Origin of the sequence: Candidatus Formimonas warabiya (assembly GCF_002777255.1) — a bacterium.
GTDB lineage: Bacteria > Bacillota > Dehalobacteriia > Dehalobacteriales > Dehalobacteriaceae > Formimonas > Formimonas warabiya.
This window is the reverse complement of the sequence record NZ_CP017634.1, coordinates 22,369-47,104: the sequence shown is the minus strand read 5'-3', so window position 1 is coordinate 47,104 and position 24,736 is coordinate 22,369. Positions and strand designations below refer to the sequence as shown.

The following is a 24,736-nucleotide window of genomic DNA, read 5'->3' as shown; positions in this document are numbered from 1 at the left end:
GAGGAAATAGCAATATTACATTGCATAAAACAAAAGTACGTCACATAAATACCGCGTGCAATACATGCAATTTCCGGTTGCATCCGCAATAAATGATTGCATTCAACCAAGGTATTTCTTGATCAAACCGATTGCCTTGTCTCTCCCACATTGATGTTAAATCTTTTGATACGGTACTGCAAGGCCTGACGAAAGATCCCCAAATCCTGTGCGGTTTGGGAAATATTGCCGCCGTTTCTTTTTAGCGTATCCTCAATGACCTTTTTTTCTACTTCAGACAAGATCTCGTTCAAGGTGCCTCCGGATTTCGTCAAAGCCTGATAGCTGTGGGCCTGGCCGGCAAACCTTTTACGCAAATAGAGGGGCAGGTGCTCTACACCCAACAATACTTCTTGGGTATCGACCATATTGAGGGCGCTTTCCATGACATTTTCCAGTTCCCGGACATTGCCCGGCCAAGGATGGGTGAGAAAAATATTCATTAATTGGTCATTGATCTTATCCACAGAAGTGCCGAATTGTTTATTGTACTTTTTTAAAAAATAATCCGCCAGCAAAATAATATCTTCCGCCCGTTCCCGAAGAGGAGCAATGGGAAGAGTGACCGCCCCCAAACGATAGTATAGGTCCTGGCGGATGAGACCGTCTTTGACCGCTTCTAAAGGATCCTTGTTGGTGGCACTGACAATGCGGCAGTTCACTATGCGCTGGATGTTGTCCCCAATCCGGCGCACGGATTTCTCCTGAATCACCCGTAATAATTTAGCCTGCAAATGAGGGGTCATGGAATCGATTTCATCCAGAAATAAGGTGCCGTTCTCCGCCTGCTCAAACAATCCGGGGGCTTCCACGGAACCGGTAAAAGCCCCTTTGACCGTGCCGAATAACAGGCTTTCCAAAAGGGTCTCCGGAATGGCCGCGCAGTTGATGGGAATAAATGGACCGTCGGCAAAGACACTCCCATTATGAATGCTTTGGGCAAAAAGCTCTTTCCCTGTTCCCGTTTCTCCGTAAATCAGTACTGCGGAATTATTGCGCGCTATTTTCTTCGCCGAAGAAATGACTTGTTTGATAGTATCGCTGATGCCAATAATATCTTCAAAAGTAAAGCTGGTCCCGTTCCTCTTCTTCTTCCCCTGGCCGGAATTCAGCCGTTTTTGCATTTCAATGGTGCGGAACAAGAATTCTTTCATTTTGGTCACGTCCCGGTTTACGGAGTAGACGCCCACAATTTTGTCCCCGTCGAAATAAGGATAGGTGCTGGCAATCACATCTACTTTTTTGCCGTCAAAGGTATGATATTGATGGTATTGCTCGATGACGGGCTTGCCCGTGCGCAAGACATTCAGCTGGGTGCTGCTTTCTTCGGTCACATCATAGACATCGGTGATTCTTTTGCCGATCACCTCTTCCCTGCTTAAGCCTTCAAACTTCTCGCAGGCATGGTTATAAAAAACGGTGACACCCTCTACATTGGTAAGCTGGACACCTTCATTGATGGCATCCAAAACAGTTTTCAGCCACCTGTTTTCTCGCTCCAGAGCAGATAACTTATCCTCCATCAATTGTCACCACCTTTATAAATAGTGATATAATTCGTCCAGATACAGGAACATTCCTGCTATCCCCGCCGGCTTGCCTAAAATTACTACCCTTTCAAGGATTGATCCAATATCTCCATCGGGTGGAAAACATTCTTGCCGGTCCCATGAGCCAGTTGCAGGCTGCACATGCCGCATTCGGTGACGATGCCCTCTACCCTGCATGCTGCCACATCCTGAAAAAGCGGGGAGGCAATGGCCCAAGAGGTGTCATATTTTTCTTTCTTGAACCCATAAGTACCGGCCTGGCCGCAACATTTTTGCTCCCGAACCGCCAGTTCCAGCTCAGGAATCAGGCTGAGCAAATCCTTTGCGGGAGAGCCCATACCTTGCGCTTTCGTATGGCAAGGCTGATGATAGAAGAACCGTTTTTTCAGGGGTTTTAATTCTTGCTCCTGAAGCAAGCCATGATGCCATAAAAACTCGGAAATATCATACACATGGGCGGCCACTTGGGCTGCCTGGGGTAAATTAAAATGTAAAGCATAGTCATGTTTCAGGCTTAAAGCACAGCTCGGGCAGGAAGTAACCACCTGAAAACCCTGCTCCACTAATTCATGCAAAACCTTCAGATTAAAGACAGCATTATTTTTCGCCTCTTCTATCAACCCGTTGGACAGCATGGGTACGCCACAGCACTTTTGGGGAGGAACCACCACCTCTACACCGCATTTTTCCAGTACACTTACCACCGATTGGGCAACACCGGTCCCATTATAGCGGCCATAGCAGCCGGTAAAAAAAGCAACCTTCCGTTCCGCATTCCTGACCCCTTTATGGCGAAAGGAAAAAGGCCGATGGTAAGTAGGAAAAGGCCGGTTCTTGAGCCCTAAAGTTCTTTCCCCTAAGCGCCGCACCAATTTTAAGCCCAGGACCAAATTTGTCAGAGGGGCTACCCGGGATGCCAGACTGCTCACCCACTGGTTATGCCCCAAGATCCAGTCTCTCAAAGGAATTCCTTTTTGCTTTTTCCCCCAGTTTTTTGCTTCCTGGGCCAGATGGGTAATGGGCACCCCGTTGGGGCAAACCAGCTCACATTGCCGGCAGCCCGTACAATAGTCTGCTGCGGCATGCGCTACCGGTTTGGATTTCTTCAGCCTTGCTGTTTCCGGTCCCAAAAATTTGGGTCCGGGATATTTTTCATTTACCGCATACACCGGGCACACGGTATTACAGGTACTGCATTTTAAGCACTGATCAACAGAAAAATTATGCAGATGCACCACATTCCACCTCCTCCCGGCATGCCCTGCCGGCAGTGATTCCGGTGGCAATGTCAATCCCCGAACTGCTCTTTTCCGCCGTAGAGTCAAAAAAGGCCAAAATATTGCCGGCGGCAAAAAGGTTGGTAAAACACACATTGCCTTCCCCGTCCAAGGGGCGCATTTTGCTGTCAACCCGGAGACCGAAACAGGCATAGGGCTGTTCTTTCCACAGGTGGCGGTGGCTCCATTTGTCCACATGGGGGTGGAAGTAAACCGGAAGATCAAAGACCGGCTCTTTTACCCAGCCGGGGCCGGAAAGGAGCCCCTCGCCGCCTAATCCCCCGGTGGCCAGAATAAACCTGTTTCCCTGTAAGCTCCTGGTCTTTCCCGGAACATCAACCTGCACTTCCTGGATATAATTTCTTCTTATCGTGGCACCGATCACAGGATACCCGGTCCACATTTCCACTCCTTTTTCTCTCAGGAGCCCGGACAGGCTCTCATGAAGGCGGATGCCGGGAACGCTGGGCGGAATGGTGGGAATTTCAAAGACTCTTTTGCCCAATTCCTGCTCGAGCCGGTCCACAACTTCCCGGTGCTGCGTCAGTCCTAGAACGGCGGGAAAGCCGATCCTTTCCTCCCTCCCTAGTTGGGACAAAAGTTCGTTGATGAAAGAGCGGCGATGATCCGCGTGATCCAGCCATAATGCTACATCATAGGAAGATATGGGGCGCTGCCTGCCCAAGCCCAGCTTGACCGTTCCCCAGCTTACTTTTTTGGTGATGCCTAACCTGTTCAGCCCTTGGCTCAGATGCGCCGCCACCAGTTGTGGAGAAAAGTAAGGAAAATCCTCGAACCCTAAAATTTTCACATCTCCCTCCTGCCTGACCTCACCTTGGGCGATACTTAAAGGCGCTAAGTATGTGGGCCGGATACTGCCTAAAGCGGTAGGAAGCAGGAGATTTTTCCCCTGGCTCCCGCCCAGGAGAGGAAAACCGTTTTCCCCCAGGTGCCGGGCAAATAGGTCTATCGCCTGCCGGACCCTTTGTTCTCCCAAAATACGATAGGGATGCAGCACACGCAGCTGGTCTATTTGTCCCCAAGGCTGGACAACCGGCTTCCCGCACCGGCGGCCTAACACATCAATCACCCCGGGACCGTAATAAAAAGACCCATATCCTTTTGTCACCAGGAGCACCCTGTTTTGGGGCGTCTTTGCCGTTAGAGCAGCGACCTGACCGGCTAATCCTCCCCCCAGCACAATCACATCATAGGTACTATTCATCCTGAGCATCAAGTCCTTCCATATCTAAAATATCCGAGTAGACGGCGCGCATCAGTTCCGCTTCTTTCACCCCAGGTCCCCAGAGAACAGGCTGCATCCCCTTCCATCTTTCCCCCAACAAATCCTGCACTAAGCCCAGGGTGTTCAGGTGCATCCGGTTTTGGTCTTTCTGCGCCACCGCCAAAGCCCGGTAGGTGCAAAAGGTTCCTTGGCAGGTACCCATGCCCATCCTGGTTTTTCTCCTTAAATCGTTTAAAGTGAACCAGCCTTCTCCCCCCATGGCCTGCTCCAGCTGTTTTTCCGTGACCTGTTCGCACTCGCAAATCACCTGATTTTCCTGATCAGGCGCCGGTCTTTCCTCCCTTTGGCACCTGCTGCCCGGTAAAACCTCCCCGGCCGTGCGGCAAGGCGCCTTATTCCCCAGCTTTTCCGCGACCAAATTTACCGTTCTTTCCGCCATCAAACGATAGGTGGTAAATTTCCCGCCCACAATGGATACCAACCCGGATAACCCATCTTCTTCCTCATGATCGATGACAAAAAAGTCCCGGGTCACCTCTCTTCCCATGCCGTCCCCCGGCTCCCCGTCCGGCTGGTACAAAGGCCGCACGCCGGTAAAGGCCCGGAGAATTCGTGCTTCCTCCATCAAGGGGATCATCTGCCGCCCCAGGGCCAGGAGGCGGCCCACTTCCTCATAAACCCCTGCGTCGGTATCCGGTTCGGTGACGTTTACGGATGTGGTGCCATAAATAGAAACCGTATGGTGCGGTACCAGGATATCCCCGTCACCGGGCCGGCGGCAGCGGTTGATAATGGTGTTTGTGAGCCGGTGGTTAAAGGCCAAAAGGGTTCCTTTGTTCAGAACCAGGTTCAGCTTGAGGCCGGCCAAAGCGGCTATTTCCCCGGTCCAGGGGCCGGCCGCATTGACAATGATTTGGCATGAGATGAATTCTTCGTCCCCGGAGGGCCTGCGCACAGTGACGCCACAGACCCGCCCGGATGAGACAGCCAGGGAAACGGCCTGCCCATAGGTCAAAACTTTTGCCCCATATTGTTTCGCGGCAAGGACGTTGTCTTGAATCAGCTTAAAACCATCCACTGCCGCATCAGGGACCTGAAATGCCCGGATGATTACGGGGCTTAAATTGGGTTCTCTTTTGAGCAGCTCCGCACAGTCTATTTCCTTGATATCAATACCCGTGTCTCCACAGGCCTTCTGCCACTGGGCGACAAAGCAGGGATCATCCTCCGCCAACTGGATGAACACGCCAACCGTGTCTTCGATACAATGGGCCGCCGTCTTTTTCTGGATTAGATTTTCCCGGATACACTCCTGAGCTGATGCCGGATCCGTTACCGCATAGCGGGCCCCGCTATGTAACAATCCATGAAACCGGGCCGAGGTACCATGGGCCAAATCCCCCTTTTCCACCAGCACCGCCTCTATCCCTCTCATCGCCAGGTCGCGCAGAATTCCTGCCCCCGTGATTCCCCCGCCGATTACCACCACTTGCGTTTCCAATTTGTCTCCCCTCCCATGATTTCAAATAAAAAAACCACAAGCAGGGGTTTCATAAACCCCGTGCTTGTGGTTCTCCTCATCTCCACCACAATTAATCCTATTCAGATACCTTCATTATAGCACCATAATTCAGGATTGCCAATAGATACCGCACAAGCTCCCGCATCTAAAACCTGCCGGATATCCTCCCTGTCTTCAATCAAACCGCCGGCAATCACGGGACGTCCCATTTTTCCCTTAATATGCCGGATAATCTTGGGCAAAGGGCCGGGCATTACTTCCACGGCGTCGGGCTGGTTTTCCCGCACCGCATGGATACCTGTCTCCACTGCCGTGGAATCTACGAGAAACAAACGCTGGATAGTCCTTAATCCCTGCTTTTTGGCCACTTTAATCAAGGTGCTGCGGGTGGTGATAATGCCGTCCGGGGCAATCACCCGGGCCAAATATTCCACAGCGGCCCGGTCCCCGGCAATCCCTCCCATCAAATCCATATGGGGGAAAACCGGCTTACGGTAACCCTTGGCGTAATCCACATAATCACTCAGAATATTGATATTTCCATGGAGCAAAAAAATAGCTGCTACCGGAGCATGAACCGCCTGACGCAGTTGCTCTTCATTGCGCACGGCAGCGATGATTTGTCTTGGTCCAAACAGTTCCTGGATACTATTCATGGGCGAAAATCCCATCTTTTTCAGATTTCTCCCTGCTTATATCCACGCCCCACTCCCCCTCATCCTTCATCACTTTTCCAGAGCAGAAAACAATTTAACCCCTCTTGTGCTCAAATATAGGTACAGCAAGCCGTTGATCACCCCAAAAACGATCATAATCGCTAAAAAGGCAGACCACAATCCTAAATGAAGCTTCACCGCGCCAAAAACCGTCAAGCTGGCACATACTGCGGAAATCAGGATACTAATGATCCCATTCATGTTTTGCTTCACCGCTTTTTGTTCATTATCCCAGTGCAGCTTGGGAAAATGCACATCAAGAACCATGCCGGACAAGGCGCTGAATAAGACGCCCCATAATCCGGATAGTAACGACAGGATTAGGAGATAGCCAGGGGGATGAATCAGCACGGCTCCCACCAAAAGCATCATGCATGTGCCCACCAGTCCCATCACCACCCCGGCAAGAACCTTGGCCAAAAGCTGTTTTTTGTAACTCACGGGCAGGTACTTGGCCACAAAAATGTTTCCCCCTTCCCGGGAAAGAGCGGTCGGGGTAATGAGATTAGACGCCGTCACAAAAGCACTCAAGGCAAAAACGCCCGTTAAAACAAACCCCATCCTTTCCGGATGATTGATCAGACCTTCGACCTGACTAAGCTGGTGGCGCAGATTCGGCTGGGCAAAGAAGGGAATCAAGAGGAATACCGGCCAAATAAAGTTCATCAGCACACAATTCATGAAGTAAACCGGGGTGCGGAACAACACCCTTAGTTCCTTTAAGGTATAAGACTTGATCACGGAACCTGGCACCGTTGCCTTTGCCAACCCCTGATCATCCAGGACTTTTCGGCGCGCCGCAGTCTCGGAAACACCCATGACACCTTTGAAGTAGAGGGCTTCTCCCAGGAAGGAAAACAAGGCAATGCCAAAAGCTGTTATGAGCAGAAACCAGAAGAGATCCATCAGGCCCTCCCAGCCTCCGGATACCAGGGCTAAGGCACCCAGTCTGGTCTGGGGAAAGATGCCGAAGGAGAGCTTTAAAAGAGAATTATTTCCTTCCATAATTAGTTTCACCAGCTGCTCCCCCTGGAAAGCTGTGCCGGCAAATTTCTGAAAGAAAATATTGATGCCCAGGCCAAATAGAAGGCCTCCGATGCCGGCGATCATGCGAAATCTGTCTTTGTTTTTGACCAGGCCGGTAAAGCGCATTAAAACCATCATGATCATAGAGGCTAAACATAAAGGAATCATCGGCAAAGTTAAAAACAGGATCAACCCGTACAAGTAGTAAAGGATACCCGCACCGCTCTTCAGGCCAAAGGCAATGAAAACAGGCGCCAGGAAGATTAATTCCGTAAAATATTCATAGCAGAGGGTGACTAAAAACTTGGCTCCCAGAATCTGCCAAGGACGAAAAGGAAGGGGAAGAAGATTTTCTATGTCTTTCGAAAAATAAAAAATACTGATCACATAGAACAACCCAAAAACAAAAATGATCATTGATACCACAGAAAGGCTTAGATGCAAAAGCACTCCGGCCTGCCCAATCGCCGCCAAAGCATCATAAGAACGGGCGATCAGGTAACCGAAACCTGCCACCATCGGGGAAAAGGCTAAGAACAACAAGACTGCGAGAAAAATGGTTTTCCCCAGTTGCTTTTTCGTTTTGGGCACTTTTCCAAAAGAGTCCAGGGAATTTCTGAGCAATACTTTTGTCAATACCAGGAGCTTATTCATGTTCCGTCATCTCCAAAAACATATGTTCCAACGATTCATGTGCCGAGAAGTGTGCTCTCATTTCCTCTAGCGTGCCGTGAAACACCAATTTCCCCTTATTGATCACGGCTACCCGGTCACACAGCTTTTCCGCCACCTCCAGAACATGGGTGGAAAAGAAAACGGTGTTTCCCCTCTGGGCATGTTCTTTCATCATTTCTTTAAGAATAAAGGAAGATCTGGGATCCAGCCCGGTCAGAGGCTCGTCGAGAATCCACACGGAAGGATTGTGCAGCAATGCCCCCATAAGAATGATTTTTTGCCTCATGCCGTGGGAATAACTCTGCAATTGGTCCAGCAATACGTGCTTGAGCTCAAACCGCTCCGTAAGAGAGCCGATTCTTTCCTTCCGGTCCTCTTGGGAAACCTGGTAGATATCCGCCATAAAATTCAAATATTCCAGACCCTTCAAGCGCAAAAACATATCCGGACTGTCAGGGACAAAACCGAACTGCATTTTGGCCTTTAAAGGGTCCTTTTGGATATCAATATCATTGATGCGAATCACGCCCTGGTCCGGTTTTAGGATGCCGGTAACCATTTTCAGCGTGGTCGTCTTGCCCGCCCCGTTTGGTCCGAGAAAGCCGATTATTTCTCCCGGCGAGACGGTCAAATTCAGGTTATCTACCGCTTTCACCAGTCCCCCGTAACTTTTACTGACGTTGATCAGTTCAATCATGAAGTTCCCTCGTTTCTAAAATTCATCCCACCTTATGGTGCCTAATTTTGGCTCCCATCATGCGATGGCTGATGCTATCCCCATATTTTCCTTTAATTTATCATAAAACAAAAAAATAAGCCACCCCGTTCCGGGTAGGCTCTAAGTTTGTTTGTGTTTTTTGCATACAAATTATACTAACTGCATAAAATAAACACCCTTCTCTCAGGGAAAAAATGATCCGGAAGGTGTATGATGTGAAATATCTTAAAGGGTATATAATTGTCGTGTCTGTTTTTGGATCAGCAGTTATACTCGTATTACTATTATATTTAATCCCAAAAATTAATACAGTTACTGAAGTAAAAAACTATGAAAGTAATAATTTACTTCAACGTTTACATCGATTAGAGCCTGAAAAACCAGAGGATATACAGGATCGGCTAAGATCTGAGGATCATTTACCTTCGGTAATTGAACCAATTTCAGAAGTTATAAATAATGGAAGAGAAATTGCTTTAAATTTTATTTATCATAATCCTGATTGGGAAAGATTAGCTTATAAATCTTATTGGCATAGTACGGTATCTGGTGGACGTTGGAGTCGTGTCCCAACAAGAATGAGTTATGCCCTCCATCGTATTTTTACAAGCTATTGTACTGCATCAGTTTTCTATGACTTTGTTCATGATTTAGGGATTGATGAGGAAAGTAAGTCTTTTCATATAAAAACCGACGGGCCTTTTGATAAAATAATTATTGTTGTAATGCAGTCAAATGTCAAAAAAATATTGACCCAAAAAAATCAAGTAGTATTAATAACCGAGCCAAAAGGGACTGGTTTGCAAGTACTAAGTATTGACTTAGCAGATATTCATCCAGCTAAGCCAAAAGAACGGATAGTCTTTCAGCTAGTTACACCGGATCGTTACGAAATTGATAACTCAGTAATCGAATATATTGGCAAGCAAGATAGATAAAACCCATCTTGCTTGCCAGTATTTCGTCACCCGTATATTTATTTAAAATAGTTCACGCCGGCGGCAAAAATAGGCTGGTCCTTTTCACCCGGCACGTTTACCGCCACATGGGGGGCCATTCTTTCCGAATGCCCCATTTTGCCCAGAACCCGTCCATCCGGACTGGTGATCCCCTCCACAGCCTCCACCGAACCGTTAGGGTTAAACCGGATATCAAAACTGGGATTCCCCTCAAAATCCACATACTGGGTAGCAATCTGGCCCTGGGCCATCATCGTTTCCATCACCTGGGCATTTGCGACAAATCTCCCTTCCCCATGAGAAACGGCAATGGTGTGCCTATCTCCCACCTGCATATTGTGAAACCAGGGAGACAGGGTCGAAACCACCTTTGTCTGCACCAGACAGGACACGTGGCGGCCAATTTTATTATAGGTTAAGGTAGGACAGTCCGGCGTAAGATCGATAATCTCTCCGTATGGAACCAGGCCCAGCTTGATCAAAGCCTGGAAGCCGTTGCAGATCCCCAGCATCAAGCCGTCCTTTTCTTTCAGATGCTTGGTCACCGCTTCTTTGACCCAGGGATTTCTAAACATAGCCGCAATGAATTTTCCCGAACCATCCGGTTCGTCCCCGGCGCTGAACCCGCCCGACAGCATCACGATCTGGGCAGTCTCAATGCCTTTTACCATTTCGGCGATGGATTGGGCAATATCGGCCGGAGAAAGATTCCGCACGACCATGGTCTCCACCTGGGCCCCCGCCTTTTCAAAGGAGCGCACCGTATCGTATTCACAATTTGTGCCGGGAAATACCGGAATAAATACTTTGGGGCGCGCGATTTTGATGGCCGGTTTGTGCAGGCAGCGGTGGGGAAAGGCCGCCTGCTTTGGCTGGCCGGGGACGGCCTCCGTCTTAGTGGGAAAGATCTTTTCCAAGGGCTTTTCCCAGGCCGCGCCGGCTTCTTCTAAGCCGATCTCCAGATCGTTCACGGCAATCACCGCATCCTTGAGCGTATGGCCGATGATTTCATAGGTGACTTCTCCCATCACATCTTTGACCTGAACAGTTTCGTCGATTTCCAGGACCATCGATCCATAGTCGGGGGAGAACAGGGTCTCGTGGTCCATCTCATTCCAGAAAGAAACACCGATCCGGTTGCCCAGGCACATTTTCGTGACCGCTTCCGCCAATCCCCCCGATTTTATGGTGATGGCCGATAAAACAGCTCCCGATTGGATCAGTTCTTCCACTTTGGCAAAAACAGCCTTCAGTTCCCCAAAATCAGGGCACTCGTATTCGTCGCACACCAAAGGCAGGTAAACCACTTTACTGTTCACCTGTTTAAACTCCGGCGAAATCACCTTGGTGACGTCGAGGGTGCTCACGGCAAAAGCCACCAAAGTGGGCGGCACATTTAAGTCCCGGAAAGTTCCGGACATGCTGTCTTTGCCCCCGATGGCGGCAATGCCCAGTTTTTTCTGGGCATAAAAGGCCCCTAGGAGAGCGCTGAAGGGTTTTCCCCATCGGGACGGTTCTTTGCCCAATTTTTCAAAATACTCCTGCAGAGAAAGCCTGGTCTTCTGATAGCTTCCTCCCATCACCACTATTTTCGCCACAGCCTCCGTCACGGCATATAAAGCGCCGTGGAAGGGACTCCACTTGGCCAGTTCCGCATCATACCCATAGGTCATCACGGTGCCCGTCTGGGTTTCTCCCGTCAGCACAGGAATTTTCGCTGCCATTCCTTCCGCAGGTGTGGCCTGGTATTTCCCGCCAAAGGGCATCAATACGGTACCGGCGCCGATGGTGCTGTCAAACCGCTCGATCAGTCCTTTTTGACTGCACACGTTTAAACCCTGCAAATTTGTCAGCCAGGCCTGCTTCAAGTCAGGCAGCTGAGCCCCCACCCTGGGGGGAATAGTGCGGAAATAATTCTCACTTTCCCCGGGAGTTGCTACGGAAACCCGGGTTTTTTGTTTCACCCCGTTGGTGTTCAGAAAATCCCGGCTGATATCCACAATGGGCTTTCCCCGCCAGAACATTTTCAGCCTTCTCTGGCCGGAAACAGCAGCGACGATCACCGCTTCCAGATTTTCTTCCCGGGCATACTGGATAAAAGCCTCTGCGTCCTGCGCGGCGACCACCACCGCCATCCGTTCCTGAGATTCGGAAATGGCCAGTTCCGTACCATCCAAGCCCTCATATTTTTTAGGCACCGCATCCAGGTTGATTTCCAAACCCTCCGCCAGTTCGCCAATGGCTACGGAAACCCCGCCGGCCCCAAAATCATTGCATCTTTTGATCATGGTGCTGACCCGGGGATGGCGAAACAACCTTTGAATCTTGCGCTCCGTAGGCGGGTTTCCTTTTTGCACTTCCGCGCCGCAGGTCAGAATAGACTCTTCCGTATGCTCTTTGGAGGACCCGGTAGCACCGCCGATGCCGTCCCGGCCGGTCTGCCCGCCCAGAAGGATCACCACATCTCCTGCCTCCGGTTTTTGGCGCACCACATTCTTTTTGGGCGCCGCCCCGATCACGGCGCCAATTTCCATTCTCTTGGCAACAAAATCCTCATGATAAACCTCCGCCACCTGACCGGTAGCAAGACCGATCTGATTCCCATAGGAACTATAGCCTGCCGCCGCTCCGGTGGTAATTTTGCGCTGGGGTAATTTACCGGGCAAGGTGTCCTCGATCCTGGTGCGGGGATCACCGCTGCCCGTCACCCGCATGGCTTGGTAAACATAGGACCGTCCGGATAAAGGATCCCGGATCGCCCCGCCCAGGCAGGTAGCGGCGCCTCCAAAAGGTTCAATTTCCGTGGGATGATTATGGGTCTCATTTTTAAACATCACCAGCCACTCTTCCGGTTTCCCGTCCACGTCCACCGTTACTTCTATGCTGCAGGCATTAATCTCCTCGGATTCATCAAGGTCAGGCAGCTTTCCTTTCTTCTTGAGCTCCCTCATGGCCATCGTGGCCAGATCCATCAGGGACACCTCTTTGGGGAAATCCCCATAAACAAAATCCCGGGACGATAAATAAGCCCGGTAAGCCGTGTTCACCGGCACGCTAAAATATCCTTTTTCAAGCTCCACCTCTTCAATCGCCGTCAAAAAGGTCGTATGGCGGCAGTGATCAGACCAGTAGGTATCAATGACCCGGATTTCGGTAAAAGTAGGGTCTCTTCTTTCCCGCTCCCGAAAATAGGTCTGGCAGAAAGCCAGGTCTTCCCCGCTCATCGCCAGCCCCATTTTCTCGTGCAAATCCTGAAGCCCCTCGGGACTCTCTTCCTGAAAACCCGCGAGGACTGGAACATCTTCCGGAGGGAGGATTTCCCTGTCCAGGGTCTCCGGTTTTTCCAGCGCTGCCTCCCGGGAATCTACCGGGTTGATGAAATAATCTTTCACCTTGCTCAACTCGTCCTGAGAAACTTCTCCTTTTAAGACAATTACTTTGGCACTCTGGACCTGAGGACGTTCCTTCTGGGTAATAATTTCCATACATTGGGCCGCAGAATCCGCTCTTTGGTTATACTGGCCGGGCAAGTATTCCAGGGCAAATACCTTCTCGTCATGGGCCGGTACAAACTCTTCATCATACACATCGTCTACCGTCGGTTCCGAAAAAATAGTACGGCGGGCCGTCCGGTACTCCTCCTCTGTCACTCCCGAGACATCGTACCGATTTAGCACCCGAACCCCCTCCAGACCCGTCATGCCCAGGTTCTCTTTCAAATCCAGGTATATGCTCCGGGATTCCAGATCAAATCCCGGTTTCTTTTCCACAAACACTCTGCGCACATGGCTTTCCACCATCATCCCCCCTGAAACTAAGTATTTACATTTAGATTGTATCATACTATATTTAATAAGTGTAGTTAATCATACTAATGCTATCTATAAGTATAGTTAATATGGAGAGGGTAAGAAAATGGACATTAATTTTGAACTGTATAAAGTATTTTATCATGTGGCCCAAAGTTTAAGTTTCTCCACGGCTTCGGAACGGTTGTGCATTTCTCAGTCCGCCGTCAGTCAATCCATCCGCTCTTTGGAAGAGAAATTTAACTGTAAGCTTTTTTTAAGAAATTCTAAACATGTAGCCTTAACCCAAGAAGGCCTGCTCCTGTTTAAACATATCGAACAAGCCTTTAATTTTATCAAATCCGGTGAACAGGGCATCCAGGAAATGCATTCCTTAAAATACGGCACGGTACGAATTGGCGCCAGCGACACCATCTGCAAATATTATCTGCTGCCATATCTGAAGAAATTCAACCAGCTCTATCCCCAAATTAAAATTCAGGTCACCAACCGGACCTCTCCCCGGTGCTTGGAGCTCTTAAACAGCGGCTTCGTTGACATTGCCGTGATCAATCTGCCCCTGAAAACCGGTTTAGAAAATGCGGTGGTAAAAAAAATTAAAGCTATTCAGGATGTTTTTATTGCCGGCCCCAATTTTTCCGGTTTAAAGGGACAAAAGATTCCGCTCCCAGAATTGGCCCGGTATCCTTTGCTAATGCTGGAAAAAGATACGGTGACACGGAAGTTTTTCGATGATTTTTTAGGCAGCCATGGGGTGCGCATCGTTCCGGAAATTGAACTGGGCAGTGTCGATCTGCTCGTAGAAATGACCAGGATCGGGCTGGGCATCTCCTTCGTGATGGAAAATGCCGTAGAAAAAGAGCTGGCTGCAGATGAGGTATTTGTCGTCACAACCAAAGAGAAAATCCCGTCCAGAAAATTAGGCGTTATCACTAACGCCAGAATCCCCGTCCCCGTCGCCGCGGAAAAATTCATCGAAGTCATCGACAAATAGATGATAACCGGCAAATCGTAAGAAACTTGTAAGTTTTTTAGCCGTTCTTCGTAAGATTCGCTTGCTATAATCTGCTCAAAGGCAGGTGATAAAAGTGTGCTGAATGTTTACAATGAAAAGAGCACCTTGTTCTTGGGCGGAAAATCGGAAAGGTGTCACCAATGAATAACAAAGCACTGGAGGCCAACGCTGATGGATCAGTTAAATGTATTAGTATGTGACGATGACAAAGCAATCGTGGATGCCCTGGAAATATTCCTGAAGCAGGAAAATTACGGCGTTGTCAAAGCCTATACGGGGACTCAGGCCCTTCAGGCTTTGTCAGAACACAAAATTCATCTGGTGCTTCTGGATATCATGATGCCGGACCTGGATGGACTGTCTACGACGATTAAGATTCGGGAAGAACTCAATATTCCCATCATCCTCCTGTCTGCAAAATCAGAGGATACGGATAAAATTACCGGTCTCAATTTCGGGGCGGATGATTATGTGACGAAGCCCTTCAATCCATTGGAACTGATGGCAAGGGTCAAATCCCAGATGCGCCGGTACACGACCCTGGGCAGTATCGCCCATAAAAGCGGCGTCTTAAAAACCGGCGGTTTAGAACTGGACACAGATGCCAAAGAATTGCTCGTAGACGGCGAAGCCGTGAAGCTGACCGCTACGGAATACAAAATTATGCTTTTTCTCATGAAAAATATGGGCCGTGTTTTTTCCATAGAACAAATCTATGAAAATGTCTGGAACGAATTGCCCTGTTCTGTGGACAACACCGTTTCCGTGCATATCAGACGGATTCGGGAAAAAATCGAAATCAATCCGAAAGAGCCAAAATACTTAAAGGTGGTGTGGGGTATTGGATACAAAATTGAAAGATATTAAATACGCGCTAGGAATCAAGATTATCGCCGTGATTATTTTATGGCTGTCGATTATGGGCAGCTTGGGCAGCGGCATTTTTCTATTATACAATGGAGAAAAAATACGCAGCAAAAGTTATTTTGAAACCAATGATTTTAAATATGAATTTGCCAGACTTGCCGATAATGTGCTGGAATTAAAGCTAAGGCTTAAGGATGAAAATCATATTAGGGCTTCCGCTCAGTCGGAAGACGAAATCAGGGAAGGTCTGAATAGGTTGAGTTACCTGAAAACGGAGCTAGCTCAAACCGTAAACTTTGCCTATTATCTAAAAAATACCCAAACGGGGGAAACCTTTACCAATGTGACCTCCGGAGATCCGGCCGCCGTCATCAAGAAGCAGCCCTCCTTTGTATATCTTGGTAAGCAGAACACTTATTCCACGTATCCCCTGGATCCAGATCTTAAGCAAATGTTGACCGACACTCCCTATGAGTATTATGCAGCAGTGATAGAACCTTTAAAAGAAGGGGATGCATTTTATGAGGACCTTACCTCTTATTCCAGGATGAAAGACTTTTTGCCCTATGCCCTCCCTCTATTAATCGGATCACTGATCCTATTGGTTTTCACCTTTAGCTACCTGGTTGGGGTGGCGGGAAGGCGGGAAAAGGGCGGTGAAATCGCTCTTACTTTTGTAGATAAAATTTATAGCGACGTGCTCACCTTGCTGGTGTTATTTGCCGCAGCATGCTCACTGGATATGATGAATGGTCTTAATTTTGGCGATTTTTACGGATCATTAATTTTAGTAACGGTGCTATTTGGTATCGATCTATTGATTGGCCTGACTTATTTTTTATCCCTGGTCAGGCAGTACAAGAAGGGCATTATTTTCAAGAATACTTTGATCTATCATTTATTTGTTTACCTTGTCAGGTTTAGCACCCTGTGTTTCCAGGGAAAAATATTTAAAGCATGGACCCTGGGCCTCCTGCTGGCATACGGAGCGATCAACGGTATTTTATTTTTGATCGCCGGGTTTTTAAATAATGACACGGTGGGCGTCCTGTTCACAGGGTTTATCATCATCGCTTTCAATTTAGCGGCCATCTATTTTACCGCTCAGGCACTGCGGTCTCTTACCCAAATCATGGAAGCCGCCAAAGAAACATCCACGGGCAACTTAGATTATCCCCTGGATCAGTCCAAAGTATCTGTCGCTTTTTCTAGTTTTGCGGAAGACATCCAAAGCATTCAAGGGGGACTGAAAAATGCCGTTGCCGAGGCCATCAAAGGTGAGCGCATGAAAACAGACTTGATTACCAATGTCTCTCATGACCTGAAAACACCTCTGACCTCCATTATGAACTATGTGGATTTATTGAAAAAAGAAGAGCTCAATAATGAAAAGGCGGCTGAATATTTAACCATTTTGGAAGAAAAATCCCAGAGATTAAAACAGCTTATTGAGGATTTAACGGAAGCCAGTAAAGCCTCCAGCGGTAATCTTGCCATCACGGTAGAAAAGGTCGACCTTCAAGAACTGGTGCTGCAAGCCTGTGGAGAGTACGAAGAAAAAATTAATCAAGCAGAGCTGGAAATACGAATGAGTGCCGGTGAGAAGAAAACCTTCGTTCGTGCGGATGGAAAGTGCATGTGGCGTATCGTGGAAAACCTCCTGTCCAACGTGGTTAAATACTCCATGCCCCATTCCAGGGTATATCTCCATATCGATCAAAATCCAAGCTATGGGTTGTTAACTGTCAAAAACATTTCTTCCTATCCCCTCGACATTCCCCCTGAACAGTTAACGGAACGTTTTGTCCGGGGGGATGCGTCCAGAAGCACAGAAGGGTCGGGCCTGGGCCTTTCTATTGCCCAAAGCCTGGCAACGATCCAGGGAGGGAAATTTAATATCGATATTGACGGGGATTTGTTTAAAGTTACTGTTGAGATCCCTTTGTGGATAGAAAGTTAATTTGAATCTGGCTGGTGCGACAGGGGAGAACCGTCCCCTGTCGCATTTTTCTATATATCATCAATACCGCCCTGTGTTGTCACCAAACACAAGCTTTTTTGAATAGAATGTATCGAAAATTTAAAAAAGGAGTGAGAATAATGGCAAAAAAAGACATGATGCCTATGGAAAGGCTACCATTAGCCCAGGCGTATATACCTTATCAGGAATACGAATGCCTGTACCCACTTGATGAAGCCTTGGAAAAAGGAACGATTTTCCCATCTCTGTACCGGCCTTACAAGACGAGAAAGAAATAAGGGGGTGAAAATCATGTCAAAATCAAACCGGAGGAGCCTGTTGAGAAAAATTCAGGAATTAGAATTCGCCGCCGTAGAATTAAACCTGTTTTTGGACACCCATCCGGAAAATGAACAGGCATTATGCGATTACAACAGATTTACGGAGGAATTAATGAACGTAAAGAACATGTATGAAATAAGATACGGACCTCTAGCCAATTTCGGTTCCAGTCCCAGCCAGTTTCCCTGGCAATGGATCCAATCCCCTTGGCCATGGGAAGAAGATTAAAGAGGGAGGAAAAATAAATGTGGATCTATGAAAAAAAATTGCAGTATCCCGCCCGCGTTTCCGGCAAGGATATCAAAATGGCCAAGAATCTTGTGACCCAGTACGGGGGTCCGGACGGCGAGCTCTCCGCATCTTTGCGTTACTTAAATCAAAGATACAGTATGCCCACAGAAAGAGCCAAGGCCATCTTGACGGACATCGGCACGGAAGAACTGGCCCACATGGAGATTATCGCCTCGCTGGTTTACAAGTTAATTAAAGGGGCTTCTGCGGAAGAAATGGAGGAAGCCGGCTTAGGGGGCTGGTATGCCCAGCATGATAACGGCATGTTCTGGTCGGATGCCAACGGCGTGCCCTGGTCCGCCAAATATGTGGCCTGTTTAGGAGACCCGGTAGCCGATTTGACCGAGGATATGGCTGCGGAACAAAAAGCCCGGGCCACCTATGAGCATCTGATTCACCTAACGGATGATCAGGGGATCATTGATACCCTGAGATTTTTAAGGGAGAGGGAAGTCGTCCACTTCCAGCGTTTTGGGGAGACCTTAGACTATGTTCAGGCGCTCATGAACGAAAAAAAATATTATTAACGGCTACTCCAGTTAAAACGAAACCCTTAAAGTGATTTGTAAAAAGACCTACAGTCTACTTTAAGGGTTTTCTTCGTTTTCTATACGCAATTGGCCAGAATAATGCGATTCGTCCAGTTCACTGCCTCCAAATAAACCTTGGCTACTTCTTTTTCGCTGATATGAAGAATTTTGCAAAAAGAAGAGACACTCTCCCACCTGCCTTTTTCATAAGACAGCATCAAATGATAAATATTGCTATACTTCCCGTTGCCCTCCAGCAACACATTTTTTACTTCGTCGGAAATGGGAAGAGATTCCAGTATGAGGGGCTTTGGCTGATCCATCAAGGCGTCGATCATGGAAAACATGCCCATGAGAAATAGCTCAAAACTATGTTTTTCCAACCCACCCAGCGGTGCCAGCAGTTCGCAAAACCTGGCCCGGGAAATGGATATCAGCATCAAAACGTCCGGCTTATCATTCCCCAGACCTTTTAAAATATAGAGGCTGATCCATTTCATGACTTCCTTCTGTCCCAGCAATACCAGGGCATGTTTGATGGATTTAATGCGATAGATACATTGAAAACCAATACAATTAATATATTTTAGCAGTTTATAAGAAATAGAAATATCCCGCTTGATAATCATTTCCATCAGGTCGAAATTGAGTTCTCGCACCGGCTTTGTGATTTCCTTCAGCAGCATCAAGTAATTTATTTTAAAACTGGGAATATCCCGTTGGACCACAATATCCGGTTTGCTAAAATAATAGCCCTGAAAATAGGAGTATCCCAGGTTAAAGGCAAATTCAAAATCCTCCTGACCTTCCAGCTTTTCCGCCAAAAATTTGGTATGCTTATTGCCAAATCGCTTCACGAGAGATATTTTGTCTGCCATCGTGGTGTTCAAAAAATCCACCTTGATGATATCTGCTAACTTCACGAGAGGCATTAACCTATCCTCAAATACAAAATCATCCAATACTAAAAAATATCCCATCTGTTTCAGCTTTTTGCAGGCAGCAATCACATCATCACTAGGCTCAACAGTCTCTAGAATTTCAATGCCAATTAGGTTCGGCGGTAAGATACTTGCGATATCATTAATTAAGAGGTTTTCGGTAAAATTCACTAAAGCCCGTTTGCCACCGGTCAACTTTTTGATTCCTATGACAAAGAAGCTGTTCACAATGACATCGGCTGTAGCCTTATCGTATTCTGTGCCATCAAAAAAATTTTCCAGTCCCGACCGAAAAAACAGTTCATAAAAAGTCACTCTTTGTTGACGGTCCATGATTGGCTGCCTAGCCACGAAAGCTTCCATAGTTGCCTCCATCAATTGTGCTAAAATATTGCATATCTATCCATAATTTGACTAAATATGCTAAATTCCTTTAAATTTTTTAAATGATATAAAAAAAGTTCCTAGACTTTACTAAGAACTTTTATTTTAAGTCGAGAAGTGATGCCTTAAAGTTTGAACCAATTCATTTTGATTCCGGTTCGGAATAGGAGCCTCTCTACTCTTTGAGCATTTTGAGGAGTTGTGCTTCATCTAAAAGAGAAATATTTAAGGCAACTGCCTTATCATACTTGGAGCCGGGATCCTCACCCACGACCACGTAGTCCGTGTTTTTACTCACACTTCCGGACACCTTGCCTCCATTTTCTTCGATCAGGGTCTGGGCCTCTTTGCGGGATAAATTGGGCAAAGTTCCCGTAATCACGAAGGTCTTTCCGGACAGAAGGATTTCTCCGGGAGTTTCTTTGGCTTCCATGTTCACGCCGGCCTTTTTCAGCTTTTCCAGAATCCTGAGATTCTGCTCCTCGCGAAAATAGACATGAATACTTTCCGCCATTTTTATGCCGATTTCCGGAATGGATATCAGTTGGTCCACCCCGGTTGTGGCCAGCTGGTCCAGAGAGCGCAAGCTTGACGCCAGAATCTTTCCCGTTCTCGCCCCCACATAACGAATACCTAAGGCAAATATTAATTGGGCTAAGGAATTGCCTTTACTATTCTCAATCGCCTTCAACAAATTATCGACAGATTTTTCCCCCATGCGCTCTAAACCCAGAAGTTGTTCTTTACTTAAAAAATATAAATCGGCGACATCCTTAACCAGGCCTGCTTCCAGCAGTTGGGCAACCACTGCAGGTCCCAATCCTTCAATATCCATGGCATCCCGGGATACGAAATGAATCACGCTTTCCCTGAGCTGGGCCGGACAAGCTCCCCCCGTGCACCGAAAAGCCGCTTCTCCGGGAAGACGCACAACCTGAGACCCGCATTCCGGGCATCTTTCCGGCATGGTAAATGGCTGTTCCTGTCCCGTGCGCTGATCCGCGATCACGTTTAGCACTTCAGGAATAACATCTCCCGCTTTATGAATAACCACCGTGTCTCCTATCTTAATATCTTTGTCCCGGATATTATCTTCATTATGCAGGGTCGCCCGGCTGACCGTGCTTCCCGCCAAGCGAACCGGCTCCAGGATGGCCGTAGGCGTCAATACGCCCGTCCGTCCTACCCGGACCATAATATCTGTGACCCTGGTCCGTGCTTGTTCGGCAGGGAATTTATAGGCAATCGCCCAGCGGGGCGCTTTGGAGGTGGCCCCCAGTTCCCGGCGCTGAGACAAATCATTCACCTTGAGTACCATGCCGTCAATTTCATAGGGCAGTTCGTGCCTTTTTTCACTCCAGTGCCGAATATAGGAAATTACCTGTTCCATATCTCCGGAACAAAATCTTTCCTGATTTACCAAAAAACCTTGCTGTTCTAAGTACTTAAGTGCTTCCCCATGGGTATCGATGCTTGCTCCGTCCAGGTACAGAATATCATAGACAAATACCTGGAGCTGACGGGATGCCGCCACCTTTGGGTCCAACTGGCGCAAGGACCCGGCTGCCGCATTTCTGGGATTGGCAAATACGGGTGCACCCGCTTCTTCCCGGTCCTCATTCAAGCGGAGAAAGGCCTTTTTGGGCATAAAGGCCTCGCCCCGGACTTCCAGTACGGCCACCGGACTATTTAATTGCAGAGGTACTGTGGCAATGGTTTTTAAATTTTGGGTAATATCTTCCCCCACCTCACCGTCACCCCGGGTAGCCCCGGTAACGAGCAGGCTATTTTGATAGGATAGGGCCACGGTTAGGCCGTCTATTTTAAATTCTACCACATACTCCACTTTGTCGCCGCCTACGGCTTGTGTGACCCGGTGGTGAAAGGACAGAAGATCCTCCCCGCTAAAGGCATTCCCTAAAGAAAGCAACGGTTCCCGGTGCCGCACGGCCTTAAAGCCTTCCAAGGGCTTACCGCCCACTCTTTGGGAAGGAGAATCGGGCGTGACCAATTCCGGAAAAGCCGTCTCCAAGGCTACCAATTCACGCACCAGCAAGTCATACTCGGCATCGCTAATGGTGGGCCGGTCCAATTCATAGTAGGCCCGGTTATGGACTTGGATTTCCTCTTTCAGGGCATGGACTCTCTTCTTTGCTTCTTCCAATTTCATCGGTACACCTCTTATTTCGGCATCCAGGTACCCGGATGCTGTCTTCTCTCCTAGATTTTCCTGATCGGCGCATATTTGACAATAAAATTCTTAATCCCATTGTTCGGGAATGCTACGCTTATTTCCATATTTTCTCCCAAACCATCGGTTTTTACAATCACTCCGGTACCAAATTTTGCATGCTGTACTTTATCGCCCAGGTTCAACAAATTGCTGCTCCCCATGGGCCGGGCAGGGGCTGTAAAGTCTTTCTGTCCGGAAGGGGCCTCCGGGGATAGGGATTTTTCCCCCATGCCGGTATTCAGCAATTCGTCCGGTATTTCTTTAATAAACCGGGATTCACAGTTATACTGGCTGTTTCCCCACAACATGCGGTGATAAGCTCTGGTCAGATACAGCCTCTCCTTGGCCCTGGTGATGCCTACATAGCACAGGCGCCGTTCTTCTTCCATTTCTTCCTCGTCCAGCATGGAGCGTCCGTGAGGAAAAACGCCTTCTTCTAATCCGACTAAAAAGACGACAGGAAATTCCAGTCCTTTGGCCGTATGCAGCGTCATCAGCGTCACGGCTTCGTCTTCTTCCCGAAGAGAATCCAGGTCCGTGGTGAGAGAAATTAAGGCCAGGAAGTTTTCTAACGTCGGCTCCTCGGCGGTACGATCAAAATCCGCTGTCACGGAAAGAAATTCTTTTAAGTTTTCCAGCCGGCTTTCTCCTTCCGGAGATTTATCTTCCGCCAGTACCCGTTCATAACCCGTCCGGCTCCATATCTCCTCTACCAGTTGGGTCAAAAACAAGTCATTCTTTTGCTGCAACAGGGAATTCATCATCTCATAAAATGCCTGCAAGGCATTGACAGCCCGAGAGGACAGGCCGGAAACACCATCCGGATCCCCCAGGGCGGCAAAGGCACTGATCCCTTTTGCTGCTGCGGCTTCCTCAACCCGTTCCCAGGTGGAAATGCCGATGCCTCTTTTGGGCTCATTGATAATTCGCGCCAGGCTCACACTATCATCCGGATTGGAGAGCACCTTCAAATAGGCCATGGTATCTTTGATTTCTTTGCGGTCATAAAATTTGATGCCGCCAAAAATCCGGTAAGGTATTTTGTATTTAATCAATGCTTCTTCCAGGGAACGGGACTGGGCATGGGTCCGGTACAGGACCACACAGTCCCGGTAACTCAATCTGTCTTGTTCATGGAGGGCATAGGCCGTTTCCGCTACAAAAGAAGCCTCCGCTTTTTCATCTTCCGTGGCCCGGTAGGTAATTTTATTCCCCGGGCCCTGGTCCGTCCAAAGTCTTTTTTCCTTGCGTCCAAAATTATGTTTAATCACCGCATTGGCGGCATCAAGAATGGTCTGGGTGGAACGGTAATTCTGTTCCAGCCGGATGGTTTGGGCCTGGGGATAGTCCTGCTCAAAATCCAAAATGTTCTGAATGTCCGCGCCCCGCCACCGGTAAATGGACTGGTCCGGATCCCCCACCACACACAGATTGTGATGACCTGCGGCCAGCAACTGAATCAAGCGGTATTGGCTGTGGTTGGTATCCTGATACTCGTCCACCAGAATATATTGAAACTTATGCTGGTAATACCTTAAAACCTCCGGTTTCCGGGTAAAAAGCTCCACTGTCTTCATAATCAGATCATCGAAGTCCAAGGCGTTATTTTCCGTAAGCTTTTTCTGGTATAATTTGTACACCTCTGCCGCCTTTGTCTCGAAATAATTTCCGGCCATCAGGCTGAATTTTTCCGCATCCCAACACTTGTTTTTGGCACTGCTAATGGTAGCGGCGATGGCCCGGGGAGCAAATTTTTTATCATCCATATTTAACTCTTTTAAACATTTCTTCATTAAAGATTGCTGATCGGCATCATCATAGATGACAAAATAGCGGTTGAAGCCTAAACTGGCGATATCCTGGCGCAAAATACGCACGCAGGTGGCATGAAAGGTGCCGATCCACATATTCCGGCTTCCCTTGTCCACCAGCTTCTCAATCCGTTCCTTCATTTCCTTGGCGGCCTTGTTGGTAAAAGTAATCGCCAAGATCCGGGCAGGATCAATCTCTTTTTCTTCCACCAGATAGGCCACCCGGTGCACTAAAACTCTTGTTTTTCCCGATCCGGCACCTGCCATAATCAGGAGAGGCCCTTCCGTATCTGTCACAGCTTTCTGCTGTGGGGGGTTTAAATGTGCAAGTAAATCCATATTCTCCTCCTCTGACGCTTATCCCATAATTAATTTTCGCCAGAGCAAAATAAAATCCTGTTACCTGCCGCCAATTATTGCAGAATAAACAAAAAAACAGCCCTTCAGGGCTGGCACTGCCATACTTAATTTTCCCAGTTGCCTGGTGATTATACTGACCTTTTCTCAACGCCTGTTTAACAATTCCAAAGCAATCTCCTCTAAACTGATTTCATGGAACCCTAAAAGGACCAACAAATGATAGAGCAAATCAGCGGTTTCATAAATTACTTCAGATTTATCCTGATTCTTGGAGCCAATGATGACCTCCGCCGCCTCTTCTCCCACTTTTTTTAAAATCTTATCCTGTCCTTTTGTAAACAAATACGTAGTATATGACCCTTCAGGCAGAGCAGCTTTCCGTTCTAATACTACCTGGTAAACTTCTGCCAGAACTTCGCCCAAATCGGTAACGGCCATGAGCTTCCCTCCTATAAATATTTAATA

19 protein-coding genes are annotated in these 24,736 nt (G+C 48.0%); 7 read left to right on the top strand and 12 right to left on the bottom strand.

The window, feature by feature from the left end:
* Window positions 1–122 precede the first annotated feature (122 nt).
* The 7 genes from DCMF_RS00205 to DCMF_RS00175 form a co-directional block, all read right to left on the bottom strand.
* Window positions 123–1,562, bottom strand: coding sequence for a sigma-54 interaction domain-containing protein (locus DCMF_RS00205; protein WP_148132564.1), 1,440 nt, complete (start codon window positions 1,560–1,562; stop codon window positions 123–125).
* Window positions 1,563–1,648: 86 nt separating this feature from the next.
* Window positions 1,649–2,824: an anaerobic glycerol-3-phosphate dehydrogenase subunit C gene (locus DCMF_RS00200; protein WP_214658983.1), complete on the bottom strand. Its 1,176-nt coding sequence runs from the start codon at window positions 2,822–2,824 to the stop codon at window positions 1,649–1,651.
* Window positions 2,811–4,100, bottom strand: coding sequence for an anaerobic glycerol-3-phosphate dehydrogenase subunit GlpB (gene glpB / locus DCMF_RS00195; RefSeq protein WP_148132562.1), 1,290 nt, complete (start codon window positions 4,098–4,100; stop codon window positions 2,811–2,813). The genes DCMF_RS00200 and glpB overlap by 14 nt, the downstream gene beginning before the upstream one ends.
* Window positions 4,084–5,613, bottom strand: coding sequence for an anaerobic glycerol-3-phosphate dehydrogenase subunit A (glpA, locus tag DCMF_RS00190; protein WP_148132561.1), 1,530 nt, complete (start codon window positions 5,611–5,613; stop codon window positions 4,084–4,086). Before glpA ends, glpB begins: the two co-directional genes overlap by 17 nt.
* Before the next feature lie 101 nt (window positions 5,614–5,714).
* A complete protein-coding gene (locus tag DCMF_RS00185; protein ID WP_148132560.1) occupies window positions 5,715–6,290 on the bottom strand; it encodes a glycerol-3-phosphate responsive antiterminator in 576 nt (191 codons plus the stop codon).
* Between the two features lie 69 nt (window positions 6,291–6,359).
* Window positions 6,360–8,030, bottom strand: a complete 1,671-nt coding sequence (locus DCMF_RS00180; RefSeq protein WP_148132559.1) for a putative ABC transporter permease subunit — start codon at window positions 8,028–8,030, stop codon at window positions 6,360–6,362.
* Window positions 8,023–8,748, bottom strand: coding sequence for an ABC transporter ATP-binding protein (locus tag DCMF_RS00175; RefSeq protein ID WP_148132558.1), 726 nt, complete (start codon window positions 8,746–8,748; stop codon window positions 8,023–8,025). Before DCMF_RS00175 ends, DCMF_RS00180 begins: the two co-directional genes overlap by 8 nt.
* Before the next feature lie 236 nt (window positions 8,749–8,984).
* Here DCMF_RS00175 and DCMF_RS00170 point away from each other — a divergent pair, with 236 nt between their 5' ends.
* A complete protein-coding gene (locus DCMF_RS00170; RefSeq protein ID WP_148132557.1) occupies window positions 8,985–9,707 on the top strand; it encodes a hypothetical protein in 723 nt (240 codons plus the stop codon).
* A 38-nt stretch (window positions 9,708–9,745) separates the two neighbouring features.
* Here the strand turns inward: DCMF_RS00170 and DCMF_RS00165 are convergent, their stop codons facing one another.
* The gene (locus DCMF_RS00165; RefSeq protein WP_148137673.1) at window positions 9,746–13,528 is read right to left on the bottom strand and encodes a phosphoribosylformylglycinamidine synthase; all 3,783 of its coding nucleotides are present in this window, start codon (window positions 13,526–13,528) and stop codon (window positions 9,746–9,748) included.
* A gap of 115 nt (window positions 13,529–13,643) precedes the next feature.
* Here DCMF_RS00165 and DCMF_RS00160 point away from each other — a divergent pair, with 115 nt between their 5' ends.
* From DCMF_RS00160 to DCMF_RS00135, 6 genes are all read left to right on the top strand, one after another.
* Window positions 13,644–14,531: a LysR family transcriptional regulator gene (locus DCMF_RS00160; RefSeq protein WP_148132556.1), complete on the top strand. Its 888-nt coding sequence runs from the start codon at window positions 13,644–13,646 to the stop codon at window positions 14,529–14,531.
* 192 nt (window positions 14,532–14,723) lie between these two features.
* Window positions 14,724–15,419 (top strand): response regulator transcription factor, encoded by a 696-nt coding sequence (locus tag DCMF_RS00155; RefSeq protein WP_148132555.1) that lies wholly within the window; start codon window positions 14,724–14,726, stop codon window positions 15,417–15,419.
* Window positions 15,394–17,379 carry a sensor histidine kinase gene (locus DCMF_RS00150; protein ID WP_148132554.1) on the top strand — a complete coding sequence of 662 codons (1,986 nt, stop codon included), beginning with the start codon at window positions 15,394–15,396 and terminating at the stop codon, window positions 17,377–17,379. The genes DCMF_RS00155 and DCMF_RS00150 overlap by 26 nt, the downstream gene beginning before the upstream one ends.
* A gap of 140 nt (window positions 17,380–17,519) precedes the next feature.
* Window positions 17,520–17,678, top strand: coding sequence for a spore coat associated protein CotJA (locus DCMF_RS00145; RefSeq protein ID WP_148132553.1), 159 nt, complete (start codon window positions 17,520–17,522; stop codon window positions 17,676–17,678).
* Window positions 17,679–17,691: 13 nt separating this feature from the next.
* The gene (locus DCMF_RS00140; protein ID WP_148132552.1) at window positions 17,692–17,949 is read left to right on the top strand and encodes a spore coat protein CotJB; all 258 of its coding nucleotides are present in this window, start codon (window positions 17,692–17,694) and stop codon (window positions 17,947–17,949) included.
* A 17-nt stretch (window positions 17,950–17,966) separates the two neighbouring features.
* Window positions 17,967–18,539 carry a manganese catalase family protein gene (locus DCMF_RS00135; RefSeq protein ID WP_148132551.1) on the top strand — a complete coding sequence of 191 codons (573 nt, stop codon included), beginning with the start codon at window positions 17,967–17,969 and terminating at the stop codon, window positions 18,537–18,539.
* An 80-nt stretch (window positions 18,540–18,619) separates the two neighbouring features.
* On the opposite strand, the gene DCMF_RS00130 is transcribed toward DCMF_RS00135, so the two are convergent.
* The 4 genes from DCMF_RS00130 to hisE all read right to left on the bottom strand — a co-directional run bounded on the left by DCMF_RS00130 (window position 18,620) and on the right by hisE (window position 24,709).
* On the bottom strand, window positions 18,620–19,846 hold the full coding sequence (locus DCMF_RS00130) for an EAL and HDOD domain-containing protein (RefSeq protein ID WP_214658982.1): 1,227 nt from the start codon (window positions 19,844–19,846) through the stop codon (window positions 18,620–18,622).
* A gap of 196 nt (window positions 19,847–20,042) precedes the next feature.
* The gene (gene ligA / locus DCMF_RS00125) at window positions 20,043–22,037 is read right to left on the bottom strand and encodes an NAD-dependent DNA ligase LigA (RefSeq protein ID WP_148132549.1); all 1,995 of its coding nucleotides are present in this window, start codon (window positions 22,035–22,037) and stop codon (window positions 20,043–20,045) included.
* Window positions 22,038–22,087: 50 nt separating this feature from the next.
* Window positions 22,088–24,250 (bottom strand): DNA helicase PcrA, encoded by a 2,163-nt coding sequence (gene pcrA / locus DCMF_RS00120; RefSeq protein WP_148132548.1) that lies wholly within the window; start codon window positions 24,248–24,250, stop codon window positions 22,088–22,090.
* Between the two features lie 165 nt (window positions 24,251–24,415).
* Window positions 24,416–24,709 carry a phosphoribosyl-ATP diphosphatase gene (hisE, locus tag DCMF_RS00115; protein WP_148132547.1) on the bottom strand — a complete coding sequence of 98 codons (294 nt, stop codon included), beginning with the start codon at window positions 24,707–24,709 and terminating at the stop codon, window positions 24,416–24,418.
* Window positions 24,710–24,736 lie beyond the last annotated feature (27 nt).

Bases quoted from the DNA above. Each gene is read 5' to 3' on its own strand.
- DCMF_RS00185 (WP_148132560.1), bottom strand. From the start codon at position 6,290: ATGAATAGTATCCAGGAACTGTTTGGACCAAGACAAATCATCGCTGCC.
- DCMF_RS00205 (WP_148132564.1), bottom strand. From the start codon at position 1,562: ATGGAGGATAAGTTATCTGCTCTGGAGCGAGAAAACAGGTGGCTGAAA.
- hisE (WP_148132547.1), bottom strand. From the start codon at position 24,709: ATGGCCGTTACCGATTTGGGCGAAGTTCTGGCAGAAGTTTACCAGGTA.
- ligA (WP_148132549.1), bottom strand. From the start codon at position 22,037: ATGAAATTGGAAGAAGCAAAGAAGAGAGTCCATGCCCTGAAAGAGGAA.
- DCMF_RS00160 (WP_148132556.1), top strand. From the start codon at position 13,644: ATGGACATTAATTTTGAACTGTATAAAGTATTTTATCATGTGGCCCAA.
- DCMF_RS00140 (WP_148132552.1), top strand. From the start codon at position 17,692: ATGTCAAAATCAAACCGGAGGAGCCTGTTGAGAAAAATTCAGGAATTA.
- DCMF_RS00155 (WP_148132555.1), top strand. From the start codon at position 14,724: ATGGATCAGTTAAATGTATTAGTATGTGACGATGACAAAGCAATCGTG.
- pcrA (WP_148132548.1), bottom strand. From the start codon at position 24,250: ATGGATTTACTTGCACATTTAAACCCCCCACAGCAGAAAGCTGTGACA.
- DCMF_RS00130 (WP_214658982.1), bottom strand. From the start codon at position 19,846: ATGGAAGCTTTCGTGGCTAGGCAGCCAATCATGGACCGTCAACAAAGA.
- DCMF_RS00145 (WP_148132553.1), top strand. From the start codon at position 17,520: ATGGCAAAAAAAGACATGATGCCTATGGAAAGGCTACCATTAGCCCAG.
- DCMF_RS00165 (WP_148137673.1), bottom strand. From the start codon at position 13,528: ATGGTGGAAAGCCATGTGCGCAGAGTGTTTGTGGAAAAGAAACCGGGA.
- DCMF_RS00175 (WP_148132558.1), bottom strand. From the start codon at position 8,748: ATGATTGAACTGATCAACGTCAGTAAAAGTTACGGGGGACTGGTGAAA.
- DCMF_RS00135 (WP_148132551.1), top strand. From the start codon at position 17,967: ATGTGGATCTATGAAAAAAAATTGCAGTATCCCGCCCGCGTTTCCGGC.
- glpB (WP_148132562.1), bottom strand. From the start codon at position 4,100: ATGCTCAGGATGAATAGTACCTATGATGTGATTGTGCTGGGGGGAGGA.
- DCMF_RS00180 (WP_148132559.1), bottom strand. From the start codon at position 8,030: ATGAATAAGCTCCTGGTATTGACAAAAGTATTGCTCAGAAATTCCCTG.